Below are 15,323 nucleotides of genomic sequence, written 5' to 3'. Positions count from 1 at the left end.
GGTGCTCATGTCTCATACAGTCTTGAAGGACGTCTACCTCGCGAAGGGTCAGCTTGACCGCTACTTCGAAGGTAGAGTGCCGGTCCACCTCTGGCGTGCGCTGAATGCGAAGCGCGGAGGCGCACTGTTCGACTTCGTCGAGGAGCCGATGACCTTGTCAAACGGGCGCAGACGGCCGGCTGACATCGAGATCACGAAGAGGGGCGGCACCAAATGGGTGTCGGTACTGAACGCGCCGCGAGGCGTCAGCACCTTTGACAAGCCAGGCGTCCCAACGGGCAAGGACTGGTCGTACTATCGAATCAGCGCCGGAACTGTTCTGCCCGAAGGCTTGGCAGTTGTCCGTGACAGCTTCAATTCAAACTTCGATGCGTTCCATTACACGATCGCCCCGGCATTCGACATGCCGCTCGAGCAGTTCAAACTCCTGCTCAATGAACTTGCCAAGAACGCGGTGAAGGAAGCTGCATGATCTCCATCCCCAACACCTGGGCGCCGATGCTCTTGCAGTCTGTGCGCGATGCCGTGCTGTATCACGAGGGCCTGCTTCGAAGCGAGACGCTCCGGGATCGCGCTGATTACGAGGAATATCACGTGCTGTTGACGCAGTTCCTCGCCTACTTGAAGGACGAGTACGCGGCCAATGAAGGCGAGATCGGCGTGCCCCTCGACGAACTGAACGTCTGACGCCTGTGCGATGCGGGCGGGGAACGCCGTCCTCGCGGTGGTCTACTCCGAGGTGATGCAGGGTCGCGGTGCGAGCCTGTGTTCCTGTCCTCATCCACCCTTCGAGAGCCCCGCTTGTCCCGCAGTACCCAAGGCGCCACGCTGCTTGGGCTGGTCGCCATCCTCTTCTGGAGTACCTCCGTCGGGGTGACCCGCAGCACGATCGAGTTCCTCGGGCGGACGGGCGCGCCGGCCGTCATGTTCACGTTGTCGGCGCTGCTCCTGCTGCCCACGCGCACCGCGCTGAGCGAGCTGCCGCGTTGCTACCTCTGGCTGGGCGCCGCCCTGTTCGTCGGCTACGAGATGTGCTTCGTCCTCGCGCTGGGATTCGCGCGCTCGCGCCATGAGGCCATCGAGGTCGGCATGGTCAACTACCTCTGGCCCAGCCTCACCGTGCTGTGTTCAGCGATCGCAGGCGGCAAGCGGCTCAACGCGCTCATCCTCGCCGGCCTCGCGCTCGCCTTCGTCGGCGTCGTCACCGCATCCTCGCCGCCGGAAGGACTGTCGCTCAGCCGCTTCTTCCACAACGCCGCGGAGAACCCGCTCTGCTACGGCCTCGCCTTCATCGGCGCGATCGTGTGGGCGCTCTACAGCACCTGCACCAAGCACATGGCGGAAGGCAAGAACGCGCTGTGGTTCTTCATGGCGCTCAGCGCCGCCGGCTTCTGGATCGTGCACGCGCTCAACACCGAGCGCACCCCGATGAACTGGTCGATGCACATCGTCATCCAGGTCGCGCTGGCGAGCGCCGCGGTGACGCTGGCCTATCAGCTGTGGAACGTCGGCGTGCTGCGCGGCAACATCCATGTGCTCGGCCTCGCGGCCAACGGCACGCCGGTGATGTCCGCGCTCTTCGCGTCGGTGCTGCTCGCCGCGCCGCTGCCGCCCATCTTCTGGGGCGGCGCCGCGCTCGTCGCGGTCGGATCCTTGCTCGCAGGCATCGGATCCAGGCGCTGAAATCCTGCTCGCCTCCGAGATGACAAGGGGCCGATCGCCCGGCCCCTTTGTTCACGCGTCCTCGCGCAGCAGCTGCACCTGACGGCCCGTCAGCAGCGGCAGGATGCGCTGCACGACGATCTCCTGGTAGTGCGCGGTGGCGCGGTGCGCCTCGATCGCCGCGTGATCCGCGTAGCGCTCCAGCAGCAGCACCTCACCGGGCGTCGAGACGCTCTGGAAGGCTTCGTAGCGTTGGCATCCGGGCTCAGCCAGGCTGAGCTCGCGCACCTGGGCCGCGAGCGCGAGCACCTGCGGCACCGCCTCGGGCGGCATGCGCCAGCGGGCCACGACGACGATGGGCCCCGCCGCGCTCATGCGGCCTCCCTCTTCAGCGCGGTGACGATCTCACGCGCCAGCGGGGCGCCCGATGCCGGGTTCTGTCCCGTCATCAAGCGGCCGTCGACGACGACCTTGGCTTCCCACAGACCCGCCTTCTCGTAGCGCGCGCCCTCATCGACGAGCGCGCTCTCGAGCAGGAAGGGCACATCCGCCTTGGCGTAGCCGTCTTCCTCGGCATTCGAGAAGGACGTGACGCGACGTCCCTTCAGGAAGGGCGTGCCGTCCTCGAGCTTCACGCCCGCGAAGGCCACCGGGCCGTGGCAGACGGCGGAGACGATCTTGCCGGCGTTCCAGGCGCGCAGCACCGCTTGCTTGACGTCGGGATCGGTGGCGATGTCGCCCATCGGGCCGAGGCCACCCGGGAAGAAGATCGCGTCGTAGTCGGCGACATCAATCTCCGACAGCTTGCGGCTGCGCTCCATGCGGCGGAAGGCGTCGCTTTCGCGGAAGGCGCGCTGCGCGGGATCGGTCTCGTCGTAGGCGTCTTCCGGCGGCGTGCCGCCGAGCGGCGACGCGAATTCCACGGCGATGCCGGCGTGGTCGAGGACCTCCCAGGGATGGGCGACCTCGGCGAAGAAGTAGCCGGTGCGGCGCTGCTGCGGGCCGATCTGGGCCGTGTTGGTCAGGACGAAGAGGACATGCTTGACGGTCATGGTGAGCTCCTTGGCGGTGCCCGCGTCGCGGGCGGTCGGTAGGCTCGTCGGCGCCTCGGGAGGAGGGCATCGCGACGTCGTGAAGCAATGATGGGAGCTCGACTTCAATTCATGAAATTTATTCGTTGAACAGCAGATATTCGAGTTGATGAATAGTTCGGCGTCGGCGTGTACACCGCCGCGCGCCTGCCTCGCGATGGCAACGCCTGGTTGCAGCGAGGGGCGCCCGGCTCGACGGGAGCGCCATGACGGCGCGTTAGCATCCGCCGCACAAGACCACACGCGTCCACGCGAAGCCAGGGAGGAATTCGGATGAACGACGACGCTGCGAGCCCACCGCCGACCCCAGCGCCACCACCCGTCACTGCACCGAGTGCATCGCCGATCGCCTGGTTGCGTGAGGGTCTGCGCGCCTTGCTGTTCCGCGAACCGGTTTGGGACCGGGTGAGGGTCCAGCCGGCGACGATCCTCGGAATGCTGGCCACCAGCTACCTGCTCGCCGTGGTGCTTCAGCGAATCGTCTACGGCGATACCGCCATCTTCTACTGGACCGGCATCTTGAGCGGTTGGGCCGGCCTGGCTGTCGTCCTGCTGGCGTGCTGGATCACCGGCCGCTCGACTCGAGATCGCGAGGAGCCCGGACCCGCGACTGACGTCCTCTTCACGATCGTGCTCGCGATGTATGTGTGCATCGGGCTTGCGCAAGGCGCTTTGCATCTCGCGCTGCTCGGCGCGATCGGCCCCTCGGAGAAATGGCATCCGGCTGTCTTGTGGGCCGCTTGGGTGGTGCCCGTCGGCTGGGTGACGCTGGCCGTCATCCGTTTGCTGAGCCGTGCGGCGGGCTCGGTGGATGCGCGCGTGGCGTCGGTGGTGCTCCTGCCGTTGACCGTGGCGACGATGATGTTCCAGCCCGTCATCTTCTGGTGGGTCCCGCCCGCCAAGGACACCGTGAAGGCCGACACGGAGGGAGAGCCCGGTTCCGAGCCTGAGCCCTACGGTCTGTCGATGACCGAGGAGGTCCTCGACACGCAGACCCGGTTGCTGGACCAGGCCCTGCGCGCGCTCCCGCCGTCGCAGCCCGGCCGCGTGAATGTCTATGCCGCGACCTACGCGCCCTACATGTCCGAGGACGTGTTCATGCATGAGAGCGAAGTCGTGGCGAAGACCATGGCCGAGCGCTTCGGCGCGGGCGAGCGCACCGTGCAGCTCGTGGCCAATCGCAAGACGCAGACGACGCTGCCCTGGGCCATTCGGCCCAACCTGCGCCGCACGATCGAGCGCATGGCTGCGGTCATGAACCGCGAGCAGGACGTCCTGTTCCTGCACCTGACCTCGCACGGCGGCAAGGATGGCCGCCTCGCGGCGGACACCTTCCCGCTCGAGAGCGAGCCGCTGACGCCTGAGCTGCTCAAGCAATGGCTGGACGACGCGGGCGTGCGCTGGCGCGTGATCTCGGTGTCGGCGTGCTACTCGGGCAGCTGGATCGCGCCGCTGGCCGATGACGGCACGCTCGTCATGACCGCGGCCGACGCGGACCACACTTCCTACGGCTGCGGCTCGCGCTCACCGCTGACCTTCTTCGGACAGGCGATGTATGTCGACGCGCTCAAGGACACGTGGTCCTTCACGCAGGCCCACGCGCAGGCGCGCAAGCTCATCGACACCCGCGAGAAGGCCGCAGGCAAGTCTGACGGCTACTCGAATCCGCAGATCCGCGAAGGTGCCGCGATCGCGCCGGTGCTGAGGCGGCTGGAGGCTCAGCAGGCGGGGCGCTGAGCCTCGCGCTGCGGGTCGTCTTGCGCAGGCCGGCGGCGTCGCGCCGCCAAGCCCAGCGCGCCCAGCCCCAGCACCGCGAGCCACGCCGACGCGGGCTCCGGCACGGCGCTCACCGCGAGCTGCAGGCTCGCATTGAGCGCCTGCGGGTTGCTCCACAGGTAGTTCAGGCCGTGGTTGAGGTTGCCGGCGTCGGTGACGAGACTGATCGTCGTCAGCCCGCCCTGCAGCGCGTCGAAGTGCAGCGTGCCCAGCAGCAGCGAGCCCTGTCCCGCGTTGGCCACGCCAGGGAAGATCGACGCACCGAAGGACCCGGCGCCCAGCCACGGGCTGTCGTTGTCCCAACCGGCGGCGGGTGTGAAGCTCGAGAACGACAGCTGCGTGTTGTCGTAGCTCAGCCGGAAGCCGAAGGACAGCAGCTCGTCGTCGGCGGAGAGTCCCCCGAACGGGTCGCTCAGACCGATGAGCAGGTCGAAGCCGCCGCCCGCTTGCGCGGGACCGGCCGGCGTCAGCGTCACGGTGGCCGCCTGCGCGGACGGCAGGGCGAGCGCGCCAGCCGCCAGCGCGGCCGCGGTGATCAAGGTCTTGAAGTTCATGGTCGTTCTCACAGGGTGCTGAAGAGCTGGTACCAGACGCGGTAATCGGCCTGGGTGACGCACTTGTCGCCGTCCATGTCGGCGAGCGGCTCGAAGCGCGTGTCGCCGGCACAGCTGCCGATGGCGTTGCGCAAGCTGTCGCGATCCGCGGCGGTGATCGCGCCGTCGGCATTGACGTCGCCGTTCTTGCGCACGCGCACCGGCAGCCGCGCGGCGGCTTCGCCGTAGCCATCGTTCAGGAACAGCCCGAGGAAGTAGTCGCCTTCGGGCTGACCGGCCAGCGAGAACACCTGCGAGCCGCCGGGGCTCGCAACGTAGTTCCACTTCAGCGAGCCCGGGCCGCCCGGCGTCATGCCCACGCGGTACAGGCCGATCCAGTGCGTCGTGCCGGCCGGCAATCCGGACCAGCTGAGCGACACGCTGCCGCCGATGCGCACGCGATCGACGTCGGCCTTGAAGCTCACGGGTGTGGACGTCGGCGGCAGCACCGGGGGCGCGTTCCAGCTGACCTGCGCGAGCCCGTTGAGCACCGGGTCGGTGTAATCCAGTCCCGCGCCTTCGACGTGGCCGGCCAGGCGGCGCCAGAACGCCGTGTCGCCGTCGACGGTGACGACCAGGTCGTACCAGCCGAAGCTCGAGCTCACCGATCGCACGTGATCGCGGCTGGCACCGGCGGGCACGTCCACGGTCACCACGGTGCGGTCGCCATAGGCGTTGTCGACGACTCGGAACCGCATCGTCTGCGTGCTCGCGTTGCGCAGCGTCAGCGTGAGGCTCGCGCTGCCGGGCTGCTCGCTGAGGCTGGCCGCGGCCAGACGGCCGATGCCATCGAAGCTCATGCGGAACTCGCGCAGGAAGCCGTTGTCGCCGTGCACGGACAGCTGCATGCCCGCGCTGCTCCAGTTCCAGACCTCCTGGTCGATGCGCTTGCCGGGTTCCACCGTGTAATGCCAGGGGCCGTCGGTGCGCAGCGTCGAGTAGACGATGAACGCCGCGGTCGCCTTGCCCTCATTGGCGAAGCTCAGCGCGAACTGGCGGACGTTGGTCGCGGCGATGCCGTCGACGCTTGACCGGAAGGGCAACGGCGCCGCGCGGCGCGGCACGCCGCTCGTGGCCTTCTCCTGCCGGGGCAGGCTCTGATTGGACGGCGGCAGCGCGTCGCGCGTGCCCCAGCCCTTGAAGTAGACGGCCGTTGCAGGCACACCGGCGGGCACCTCGGCACCTCCGGTGTTGAAGTCGAAGGCGCTGGTCATGTCGCCGCAGACCGCGCGCCGCCACGGCGAGATGCCGTTGCACTGCACGCTGGCGCGCGGGTAGCCCAGGCTCACCAGCCATTCCTCGGTGAAGCGGATCAGCGAGGTGTGATCGAAGCGCTGCGAGCACACGCGGCCGCCCTTGCTCCACGGCGAGATCACCATCGTCGGCACGCGCGGACCCAGTCCGATCGGCTGGCCCGCGGCGATCTCGCCGACGGTGGCGTTGCTCATCGTCGTGCGGCCGCGGTCCGCGTTCAGCGGCGCCATCACCGCGGGCATGTGGTCGAAGAAACCGTCGTTCTCGTCGTAGGTCAGGATCAGCGCCGTCTTCGACCAGACCTCGGGCGACTGCACCAGCGCCTGCAGCAGCCGGGCCGTGAAGTTCTCGCCGGCATTGGGCGTGTCGGACGGATGCTCGCAGTACTCGGTCGGCGCGCAGATGTAGGACACGCGCGGCAGCTGACCGCTGCGCACGTCCGCGGCGAACTGGTCGATCAGGAACTGGCCTGTGGTGCCGGCCGCGTTGGCCTGCGTGGAGCCGGCGGCCAGCGCGCGGCCGCGCCGGTACAGCGGCGAGGCAGCGGTCAGCTTCTGGCCGTTGGCATCGGTGCGGAAGTTCTTGAAGTACTGGAGGTAGTTGTCGCCGTAGTTGTCCCACTCCTGGTAGACCTTCCAGCTCACGCCGGCGGCCTCCAGCGTCTCGGCGTAGGTCAGCCACTCGTTGCCCTTGGCGGCGGGGTTGTCGTTGGCGATGTCGCCGTTGTAGACGCCGCCCGTGACGTTGTAGAGGCGCGAGTCGGCGATGCCGGTGACGGTCGCGTTGCTGTGACCGGTGAGCGCGTAGAAGCGGTTCGGATCGGTGGGGCCGAAGATGGAGCAGTGGTAGGCGTCGCAGACGGTGAACGCGTCGGCGAGCGCGTAGTAGAAGGGCAGGTCGCTGCGATCGAAGTAGCCCATGGTGCGCGGCGACTTCTTCGCGATCCACGCGTTCCAGTCCTTCCACGCGGCCTCGGTGCCTTTCCAGCTGTGGTCCAGGCCGACGCGCAACGCGTTGGTGTTGCGGATGTCGAAGTGATACGGCAGGACCTGCGTGCCGAGCGCGGTGCCGGGCTGCATCCACACGGGCTGGCCGGAGGGCAGGGCGATGGGGCGCGGATCGCTGAAGCCGCGCACGCCGGCGAGCGTGCCGAAGTAGTGGTCGAAGGAGCGGTTCTCCTGCATCAGGATGACCACGTGCTCGACGTCGGCGAGCGTGCCGGTGCGGCCGTTGGCGGGTGTGGCGAGCGCGCGGCGCAGGGTCTGGGCGAACGTGTGGCTGCTGGCCATGCCCGCGACCGCGGCGGTCAGGAAGGACCGACGGGATGTCGTGCTCATGAGGCTTCACCTGGGAGGTCGTGAAGCGCGTGATTCTTTTGGCCGAGAAAGTCAGCAGCGTGAAGGCTCGATGTCGTCCGCGAAACCAGGTGTCACAGGCCGGACATCACGGCCCCAGCGTCAGAGACCGGGGATGCGTCGCCAGCGCACGATCACGTGGGCGATCGCGCAGGCGACGCTCAAGCAGACGAAGTAGATCGCGAAAGTGGCGCCCGCATTCGGAGTCGGGCCTTGGGAGCAGGTCCACCACATCGTGCCGGCTGCGATGAGCGATCCCCACGCCACCATCAGCAAGGGGCGCAGACGGGTCAGGAACGCGGCGGCGCCACCTTTGCCCAGGCGATCGTCGAACAGTTGCTCGACCCAGGGCGACAGCAGCGGCGAGCGCTTGATACGGCAGACGCCGATGACGATGAAGAGCCCCGGCCAGAGCGTGAAGAGCCACTGCATTCCGCCTAGCTGCTGCACGGGGAACGCGCAGAACGGACGCACGCCAGGATGCATGAGCGCCGGCAGCTGGAACCCGATCATGAACACCCAGATGCCGATGATGACCGCGGTGGAGCGCCAGGTGGGCTCGCCCGGCGCGGATACGGCCGCGCTTGTGGCGGCGGAAGCCGATGCCAGCGGCGCGCTGGCCGCGGCGAGCGCATCGCGGCGCCGCAGCGCGATGAGGCGCCACAGTAGCAGACCCAGCAGGGAGAACACCACCCAGGCCTTGGCGAAGATGGCGAAATTCGCGCGCTGGAATTCGTCGTAGTCGGCCTCGAGTCCGGAAACGCTGCCGGCCCAGTTGGGCGCGGCAGCGACGACCGCGACGAGTGCCGCGACGAGGACCCAGGGCGCGAAGAGCTCACGCAGGATCGGCGAGGCGCGGCCCGGGCCGAAGGTCGGCACGCTGCGCAGCGCGAAGAATCCACCGCAGGCAAGGAGGACGATGGCGACGTGGACCCACATCAGGAACGGGAAGTAGATCGCCCAGTCGGCCCGCGTGGTGAGGATCGTCCCGACGACGCTCGCGCCGAGCACGGCGATCGCGATGTTCTGGAACATCCAGGCGCGCCGCTCGAGCCGCTGCGCCTTGGCACGATCCTCATCCTTCAGGTTCTGCCAGTCGGCCAGCGGTTCTTGGGCGCGCTTGAACATCCTCAGTCCTCGATCAGAGCTTCATCGCGGCCGCGAGGCTGTCGCGGGCGGCCTTGTTCATGCGGACGTCGAAGGGCAGGAAGGTGTAGCGGTCGGCCACCGTCGCGCCGTTCGGGTTGGACAGGTAGGCCCCGCCGCCCAGCACCGCGCCGTCCTTGACCAGCGCGCCGGTGTAGACGTTGCCGTTGCGCTCGAAGTAGACGCGGTACTGCACCGTCGAGCTCATCGTGGCCGACACCGGACGCGGATTCGTCGCCACCCAGACCGACACGCCGTCCACGGTGCGGATCGCGCCGTCAGCCAGCTTGTAGGTCGTGCCGTCGCTGTTGGACACGATGCCCGCGGTCATCGCGGCGGTCAGCGTCGTCGACGTGCGGCAGGCCGAGACGTTGGCATCGGTCGTCGCCGCGTAGCAGTCGAAGACGTTGTAGCGGTCGGACTTGTTGGTCTGCTTGAACGTCGTGTAGCTCGCGCCGTCAGCGTAGCTGCGCGTGGTGTCCATCACCGACGCGTTGGTGAAGAACACGTCGTGGAAGTGCGCGAAGTCGGCGGATGACGCCGACAGCGCGCCGGTCAGCGGGATCGTCGTGTACTCGCTGCGAATCTCGCTGATCGCGACGGTGGTGCCGTCGGTGGCCATCGAATCCACGCGCACGTCCGCGCCGACGTAGCTGATCCGGTTGGTGCCGCTCACGACGACCACGGCGCCGTTGCGCAGCACGCGCGTCGGCGCCTGCGGCACCAGCGCCAGCGTGCGGGTCATGTTCTGCGTGCCTTGCTGCGACGTGGTCTGCGGGCCGCTGGTCAGCGGCGACGCGCCGAGCACGGCGAAGTCCGAGAACGCGTAGTTCGCGCCGCTGGTCTGCGTCGCGCCGCTGTTCAGCTTCCAGTGCAGGAAGTAGCTCCCGGTGCCGGGCGAGAGCAACTGGCTCTCGAAGACGGCTTGGTTGGGGCTGAGCTGCAGCGTGAGTTGCGCGGCGCCGCTGGTGACGCTGCCGTCGGCGTTGGAGACGACGACCGAGAACTGCGCGCCGTGGTCGGTGTAGCTGGCCGGCGGCGCCTGGTAGGACGCGGCCGTGGCGCCGGGGATGTCCACGCCGTTCTTGCGCCATTGGTAGGCGAGGTTGTCGCCGCTGGCGACGACGGTGAAGGTCGGCGTGCCGTCGGTGAGGACGGCGGCGTCGGCGGGTTGGGTGGTGATGCTGGGTGCCGAGCTGGTGGCGTCCGAGGCGCTCACGGACGCCTTGCTGGCGCGGGTGTCGCTCTCCGTGGTGCCGCCGCCGCCGCAGGCCGTGACGAACACCGACACCGCCGCCACGATGGCAGCGGACTGAAGTCTGTTGAAGACCATGGAACCTCCCTGTTGAAGAACCGTTGGCATGGCGGTCCGCGCGAGGCGGCCGTCATTGCGTTTATGGGCGCGGAGTATAGGAGTCGAGGGTGACGCGAAGGAGTCCCCACGAAGGGCGATTACATGCGGGTACGGGCCTAGCATGGGGGCATGACGCAAGCACCTTCCCGTCGCCGGGTTCTCGGCGTGGCCCTGGCGGCTCCGGCCGCTGTTGTCGCAACCTCGACGATGGCCGCGACGCCTTTGTCCACGCCATCGACCGCTGCGCGGTCAACGGCGTCACCGTCGACCGCCGCGGCGATGCCGGGGCTCTCGCCGCAGCGCATCGAACGCGCGCTGAAGCTCATGGTCAGCGACGGCCGCGCGGCGGGGGTGTCCGCGGTGGTCTGGCAGGGCGGCGCGGAGCGCTACTTCGGCGCCTTCGGGCAGTCGGACGTGGAGGCACGGCGCCCGATGACGCGCGACACGCTGGCACGCATCTGGTCGATGACCAAGCCGGTGGCGAGCGTGGCGCTGATGCGCTTGTGGGACGAGGGGCGCTTCCGCTTGGACGATCCGCTGTCGACCTACCTGCCTGAATTCAAGTCCATGCGCGTGGCGGCCGATGAGCGCGGCGGCGAGCGGCCGGCGCAGCGGCCCATCCTCGTGCGCGACATCCTGCGCCACACATCGGGTCTAACCTACGACATGGAGGACAGCGCCGCCGATCGCGCCTTCCGCGCGGCGCAACCTTTCGAGAAGTCGCCCGACCTCGCGTCGTTCAGCCGCGCGGTGGCGGCCTTGCCCTTGCGGCATGAGCCGGGCACGGCCTGGCACTACGGCACGTCGACGGACATCGTGGCGCGTCTGGTGGAGGTGCTGTCGGGCGAGCCCTTCGATGTCCACGTGCGGCAGCGGATTCTTCAGCCGCTGGGCATGAAGGAGACGGACTGGGTGCAGCCGGCGGATCGCCGATCCCGGCTGGCCGCGACCTATCGATTCCCGGCCGGCGAGAAGCCGCAGCGGGAGGCGGACATGTCCTTCGCGTTCGCGACCGGCGGGGCGGGGCTGATCGCGCCGATGGACGACTATCTTCGCTTCGCGCGGATGCTGCTGGGCGAAGGGGCGTTGGAGGGCGTACGGGTGCTGCGGCCAACGACGGTGCGCCTGATGATGACCGACCAGTTGGATCCGGCGTTGGCGCCGCGGCATTTCATGCGCAGCGCGGGGGTGGGATTCGGACTGGGCGGCTCGGTGCGGATCGCGCCGGCGCTGGCGACCGAGCCGCCCGGTGTGGTCGGCGAGTTCTCGTGGGGCGGCGCGGCGTCGACGCTGTTCTGGGTCGATCCGGCGAATCAGCTCGCGGTGGTGTTCCTCGTCCAGAAGATGCCGTTTGACGAGCAGCTCCATCTGGAGCTGCGGCGCGCGATCTATGGCTGAGCGATCGTGCGCGCGGTCGTCGTACCATCTCGCGGCGGCCGGGCAGAGGTCGCTTCAGGGAGAGTCCTCAGATGAAGAGCATCGTGAATCCGCCGGATGACTGGATTGAAGGCGTGGCGGGCACCACCACGCGGATGTGGATCGTCTTCGGCCTTTTCGCGATGGGGATGGCCATGGTGGTCTACACGACCGCGACGCAAGGCTGGCGCTCTGCCGTCGTCCTGGCCATCCTGATGGTTGGCCTGCAGCTGAGCGTGCTGGGCGCGCTGCGCAAGGTATTGCGCAGGACTGGGACGCATGAGGCCTGAGGCCTACTGCGCCAACGGCTTCTGCGCTTCGGTCAGCTCTTCGCGGGCGACGTCCAGCTGACGTTGCTGCTTGGCGATCTTCTTCGCATCGCCCTTGGCCTGCGCGGCGGCGAGGTCCGCCTCGCGGCGTGCGACCTTCTTGTTGGCGGCCGTGATGTGGCGCTGGCGCTCGGCCTCGAGCGATGCGTCCGTGCAATGACGCTTGTTGGCCGCGAGGGCCGACTCCAGGCCCACCACGCGACGGTCGTTGCCCTTGGCCTTGGCAGCGGCGATCTGCGACTCGATGTTGGCGCGCTTGGCCTGGCAGGCCGGTGACGGCTCGCCTGCGGCCATCGCGGACGCCGCGCAGAACAAGCTCAGGATCGAGGCGAAGAGGCGCTTCATCGGAATCCCTTCATGCAGTGATCGACGCAGTCTAGGCGCATCGCTCGCGATGCGCGACCCTGGCAAGCGGGACGTCGAGCGGTGTCCCGGTCGATGGAAGCGCCGCTGCGACTTCCGGTCAATGAGGCTTGCCAAGGCCAGTCGATCCCGAGGTATCGTCCCGCCCCATGCGTTCCCGTCCCGCTTCCCGCCTGCTCGTCATCGATCCTCAAGGCCGCCTGCTGCTGTTCCGTTTCGTGCATCGCAGCGGCAACACGGCGGGTCGCATCCACTGGGCAACGCCCGGCGGTGGGGTGGAGGGCGAGGAGACCTTCGAGCAGGCGGCGATCCGCGAGCTGCGCGAGGAGGTCGGCGTCACCATCGCGGATCCCGGGCCGCAGGTCGCGAGGCGCGTCTTTCCGCTCGAGCTCTTCGATGGCGAGATCGTCGAGGCCGACGAGCGATTCTTCGTCGTGCGAGTCGCCGACAACCTCGTCAGCCATGACGGCTGGACCGCGCTGGAGCGCAAGGTCATGGCCGAGCACCGATGGTGGACCGCCGAGGAACTCGACGCCACCGAGGAGACGGTCTGGCCGAGCAATATCGCGGCGATGCTGCGGGAGGAGCTGGAGCGTTGAGCTTCGACGGCGAGGCTCAACATTCCGCGTCGTCGCTCACGATCACCCCAGCGCGTTCAAACCCAGCCCCACCGCGATCGCGGCGATCACGCCGATCACCGCGGGCACGAGCAAGCTGCGCTTGGGATAGTGCGGTCCGTATGTCTTGATCAGCAAGCGGCTCTGCTTCTGCCCCACGATCAGGTACCAGAGCACATTGACCAGTCCGAGCGGCAGGCACGCCAGCAGCACCACATACGGCACCCGGTTGTGCTCATGCATCGCCAGCACCGCGTACCCGCTGATCAGGCTCAGCGCGATCAGATCCACCCACGCACCGAAGCGCCGCGCCGCCTCGCCCATCTGCCGCGCGTTCAGCAACTGGATCAACGCGCCGAAGACCGGCGTCAGCACGAAGCCCAGCATCGCCGCCTGGTCCGGGCTGTAGAACGGAGCGTCCGCCACCTGCAGCTTCGGCTTGGCGTCTCCGTCACCCTCGATCTCGTACGCGCCGGCTTCCCACTCCGCGATCGCCTCGCGTGCGGCCTCGGCCTGTGAGCTGGGCACCAGCACCCGCACGCCGATCGCGGGCGCCAGGAAGGAATGCATCTGCGAGATGTGCTCGTCCGTCACATGCGGCGTGAGCCCCGCGGACTCCAGCATCCCGCGGATCACGTGCGCCTCCGTGGGCATGGACCGCGTGGCGACGCAGACAAAATCGTCGGACTCAGCCATCGGCGCCGAGCTCTCCGGCGTCGACCCCGGTGAGCCCTCGGGCGACAGTTCTTCTTGTGTCATGACACCTCCCAAGCCGCGCAGCTTATCCGCTTCGCGGCCAGAGGGCAGCGATCAGAAGGCGCTCACGCCGGCACCGGCACCTGCCACTGCGTGCCTGGCGCGTAGCGCGACACGTATTGCTGATGCCCTGGCATCTGCTGCACCGTGTGGTCGACGCGCGTCTTGATGCCGCCGAGGAACGCCGCCAGGTCGCGATCGCTCATCACGTCCGCCGTCGGATGGTGCTGCTCCGGCATCAGCCCCTGGCCCAGCATCACCTGCACCCAGGAGTTCTCCGTGAACAGCTCATTGGGCCCGCGGAACACCCGGCCCGTCTCACGGAAGAGGTCCAGCCGATGCTGCAGCGAGACCGGCACCGGCATCTCCCGCACCTCGCGCCACAACGGCGCATCCGTGCGCTGCTGCAGGTGGTAATGCAGCACGATGAAATCGCGGATGTGCTCCAGCTCATGCCGCATCTGCGCGTTGTACTCGTCGATGTCGGATTGGCGGATCCCATCCTTCGGGAACATCTGCAGCAGCCGGATCGCGCTGCGCTGGATCAGATGGATGCTGGTCGACTCCAAGGGCTCCAGGAAGCCGCTGGCCAGACCCACGCCCACGCAGTTGCGCGACCACACCACGTCGCGCTGGCCCGGCTTGAACCGAATCACCCGATGCGGTGTCAGCACCTCGCCCTCGATGTTGCCCAGCAGCGCCGAGCGCGCCGTCTCGTCGTCGACATGGCGACTGCTGAAGACCACGCCATTGCCCACGCGATGCTGCAGCGGGATCTGCCACTGCCAGCCCCACGGATGCGCGATCGAGCGGGTGTACGGCACCGCATCCCGCACCGAGGCCGTCTGCAACGCGATCGCGCTGTCGCAGGGCAGCCAGTGCGACCAGTCCTCATAGCCCACGCCCAGCGCCTGCCCCAGCAACACCGAGCGCATGCCCGTGCAGTCGACGAAGAGGTCGCCCTCGATCTCCGATCCGTCCTGCAGCTTCAGCGCGCGCAGGTCGCCGTCGGGATGCTTCAGCACCTCGCCGATCTTTCCCTCGATGCGCTTGACGCCGAATCGCTCGCTGAAGCGGCGCAGGAAGGCGCCGTAGAGCGACGCGTCCAGGTGGTACGCGTAGTTCAGCTCGTCGTTGGGCAGATGCGCGAACTTGTTGGCCTGCGCCGCGCGCAGCTCCAGGCAGTAGTCCCCGTAGTCCGAGGCCAGCCCGCGCTCGCGCCCCTTCATCCAGAAGTGCTGGAACCCGGCCGTCCAGTGATCGATGCCGGTGCTGCCGAACGCGTGGATGTAGGTCGAGCCCAGGTCGCGCCAACCCTCGAACTGGATGCCCAGCTTGATCGTGGCTTGCGTCGCGGCCATGAACTCGCGCTCGTCCAGGCCGAGCAGCTGATGGAAGGTCAGCATCGTCGGGATGGTCGCCTCGCCGACACCGACGGTGCCGATCTCGTCGGACTCCACCAGTCGGATGTCGAGCTGCTTGCCCAGGGGCTTGGAGATGCAGGCGGCCATCATCCAGCCCGCAGTCCCGCCGCCGGCGATGACGACACGGCGCACCGGTCGGCGCGGAGATTCCAGGGGCGGGGCGGTGAAGGTCATGGCGTCTCCTCCA

Annotated in this window: 16 protein-coding genes; 7 read left to right on the top strand and 9 right to left on the bottom strand. The window is 68.2% G+C overall.

The features are described from left to right. The first annotated feature begins 22 nt into the window (after window positions 1-22). The 3 genes from ACNI65_RS18720 (at window position 23) to yddG (ending at window position 1,683) form a co-directional block, all read left to right on the top strand. Window positions 23-472 (top strand): hypothetical protein, encoded by a 450-nt coding sequence (locus ACNI65_RS18720; RefSeq protein WP_416758601.1) that lies wholly within the window; start codon window positions 23-25, stop codon window positions 470-472. Further along, window positions 469-687, top strand: coding sequence for a hypothetical protein (locus tag ACNI65_RS18715; protein ID WP_416758599.1), 219 nt, complete (start codon window positions 469-471; stop codon window positions 685-687). The genes ACNI65_RS18720 and ACNI65_RS18715 overlap by 4 nt, the downstream gene beginning before the upstream one ends. Window positions 688-801: 114 nt before the next feature. Next, complete coding sequence (yddG, locus tag ACNI65_RS18710; protein WP_416758598.1) at window positions 802-1,683, top strand: aromatic amino acid DMT transporter YddG; 882 nt, start codon at window positions 802-804, stop codon at window positions 1,681-1,683. 51 nt (window positions 1,684-1,734) lie between these two features. Here yddG and ACNI65_RS18705 read toward each other — a convergent pair whose 3' ends face one another. Next, on the bottom strand, window positions 1,735-2,037 hold the full coding sequence (locus tag ACNI65_RS18705) for a putative quinol monooxygenase (RefSeq protein ID WP_416758596.1): 303 nt from the start codon (window positions 2,035-2,037) through the stop codon (window positions 1,735-1,737). After that, window positions 2,034-2,714, bottom strand: coding sequence for a type 1 glutamine amidotransferase domain-containing protein (locus tag ACNI65_RS18700; RefSeq protein ID WP_416758594.1), 681 nt, complete (start codon window positions 2,712-2,714; stop codon window positions 2,034-2,036). Before ACNI65_RS18700 ends, ACNI65_RS18705 begins: the two co-directional genes overlap by 4 nt. Before the next feature lie 474 nt (window positions 2,715-3,188). Here ACNI65_RS18700 and ACNI65_RS18695 point away from each other — a divergent pair, with 474 nt between their 5' ends. Beyond that, window positions 3,189-4,490 carry a C13 family peptidase gene (locus tag ACNI65_RS18695; protein WP_416758593.1) on the top strand — a complete coding sequence of 434 codons (1,302 nt, stop codon included), beginning with the start codon at window positions 3,189-3,191 and terminating at the stop codon, window positions 4,488-4,490. Here ACNI65_RS18695 and ACNI65_RS18690 read toward each other — a convergent pair. From ACNI65_RS18690 to ACNI65_RS18675, 4 genes are all read right to left on the bottom strand, one after another. Continuing rightward, entirely contained in the window at window positions 4,472-5,083 is a 612-nt protein-coding gene (locus ACNI65_RS18690; protein WP_416758592.1) for a cohesin domain-containing protein, read from the bottom strand. The two genes, ACNI65_RS18695 and ACNI65_RS18690, sit on opposite strands and share 19 nt — an antisense overlap. Window positions 5,084-5,091: 8 nt before the next feature. After that, window positions 5,092-7,713 (bottom strand): phosphocholine-specific phospholipase C, encoded by a 2,622-nt coding sequence (locus ACNI65_RS18685; protein ID WP_416758591.1) that lies wholly within the window; start codon window positions 7,711-7,713, stop codon window positions 5,092-5,094. Window positions 7,714-7,833: 120 nt separating this feature from the next. Next, window positions 7,834-8,859 (bottom strand): hypothetical protein, encoded by a 1,026-nt coding sequence (locus ACNI65_RS18680; RefSeq protein WP_416758589.1) that lies wholly within the window; start codon window positions 8,857-8,859, stop codon window positions 7,834-7,836. A gap of 13 nt (window positions 8,860-8,872) precedes the next feature. After that, the gene (locus tag ACNI65_RS18675; RefSeq protein WP_416758588.1) at window positions 8,873-10,210 is read right to left on the bottom strand and encodes a hypothetical protein; all 1,338 of its coding nucleotides are present in this window, start codon (window positions 10,208-10,210) and stop codon (window positions 8,873-8,875) included. Window positions 10,211-10,438: 228 nt separating this feature from the next. On the opposite strand from ACNI65_RS18675, the gene ACNI65_RS18670 reads away from it, so the two are divergent. Further along, window positions 10,439-11,629: a serine hydrolase domain-containing protein gene (locus ACNI65_RS18670; protein WP_416758587.1), complete on the top strand. Its 1,191-nt coding sequence runs from the start codon at window positions 10,439-10,441 to the stop codon at window positions 11,627-11,629. Between the two features lie 71 nt (window positions 11,630-11,700). Next, window positions 11,701-11,937 (top strand): hypothetical protein, encoded by a 237-nt coding sequence (locus ACNI65_RS18665; protein ID WP_416758586.1) that lies wholly within the window; start codon window positions 11,701-11,703, stop codon window positions 11,935-11,937. Window positions 11,938-11,940: 3 nt separating this feature from the next. On the opposite strand, the gene ACNI65_RS18660 is transcribed toward ACNI65_RS18665, so the two are convergent. Next, window positions 11,941-12,321 (bottom strand): DUF1090 domain-containing protein, encoded by a 381-nt coding sequence (locus ACNI65_RS18660; protein ID WP_416758585.1) that lies wholly within the window; start codon window positions 12,319-12,321, stop codon window positions 11,941-11,943. Window positions 12,322-12,488: 167 nt separating this feature from the next. Between ACNI65_RS18660 and ACNI65_RS18655 the strand changes: the two genes are divergently transcribed. Further along, window positions 12,489-12,938 (top strand): NUDIX hydrolase, encoded by a 450-nt coding sequence (locus ACNI65_RS18655; protein WP_416758584.1) that lies wholly within the window; start codon window positions 12,489-12,491, stop codon window positions 12,936-12,938. Window positions 12,939-12,980: 42 nt separating this feature from the next. Here the strand turns inward: ACNI65_RS18655 and ACNI65_RS18650 are convergent, their stop codons facing one another. Then, window positions 12,981-13,715, bottom strand: coding sequence for a putative signal transducing protein (locus ACNI65_RS18650; RefSeq protein ID WP_416758582.1), 735 nt, complete (start codon window positions 13,713-13,715; stop codon window positions 12,981-12,983). A gap of 62 nt (window positions 13,716-13,777) precedes the next feature. Next, a complete protein-coding gene (locus ACNI65_RS18645) occupies window positions 13,778-15,310 on the bottom strand; it encodes a tryptophan halogenase family protein (protein WP_416758580.1) in 1,533 nt (510 codons plus the stop codon). Window positions 15,311-15,323 lie beyond the last annotated feature (13 nt).

Source organism: Roseateles sp. So40a (genome assembly GCF_048081605.1).
Classification (GTDB): Bacteria; Pseudomonadota; Gammaproteobacteria; order Burkholderiales; family Burkholderiaceae_C; genus Roseateles.
Note: the sequence above shows the minus strand (reverse complement) of the source record. Positions and strands in the feature narration are given on the sequence as shown.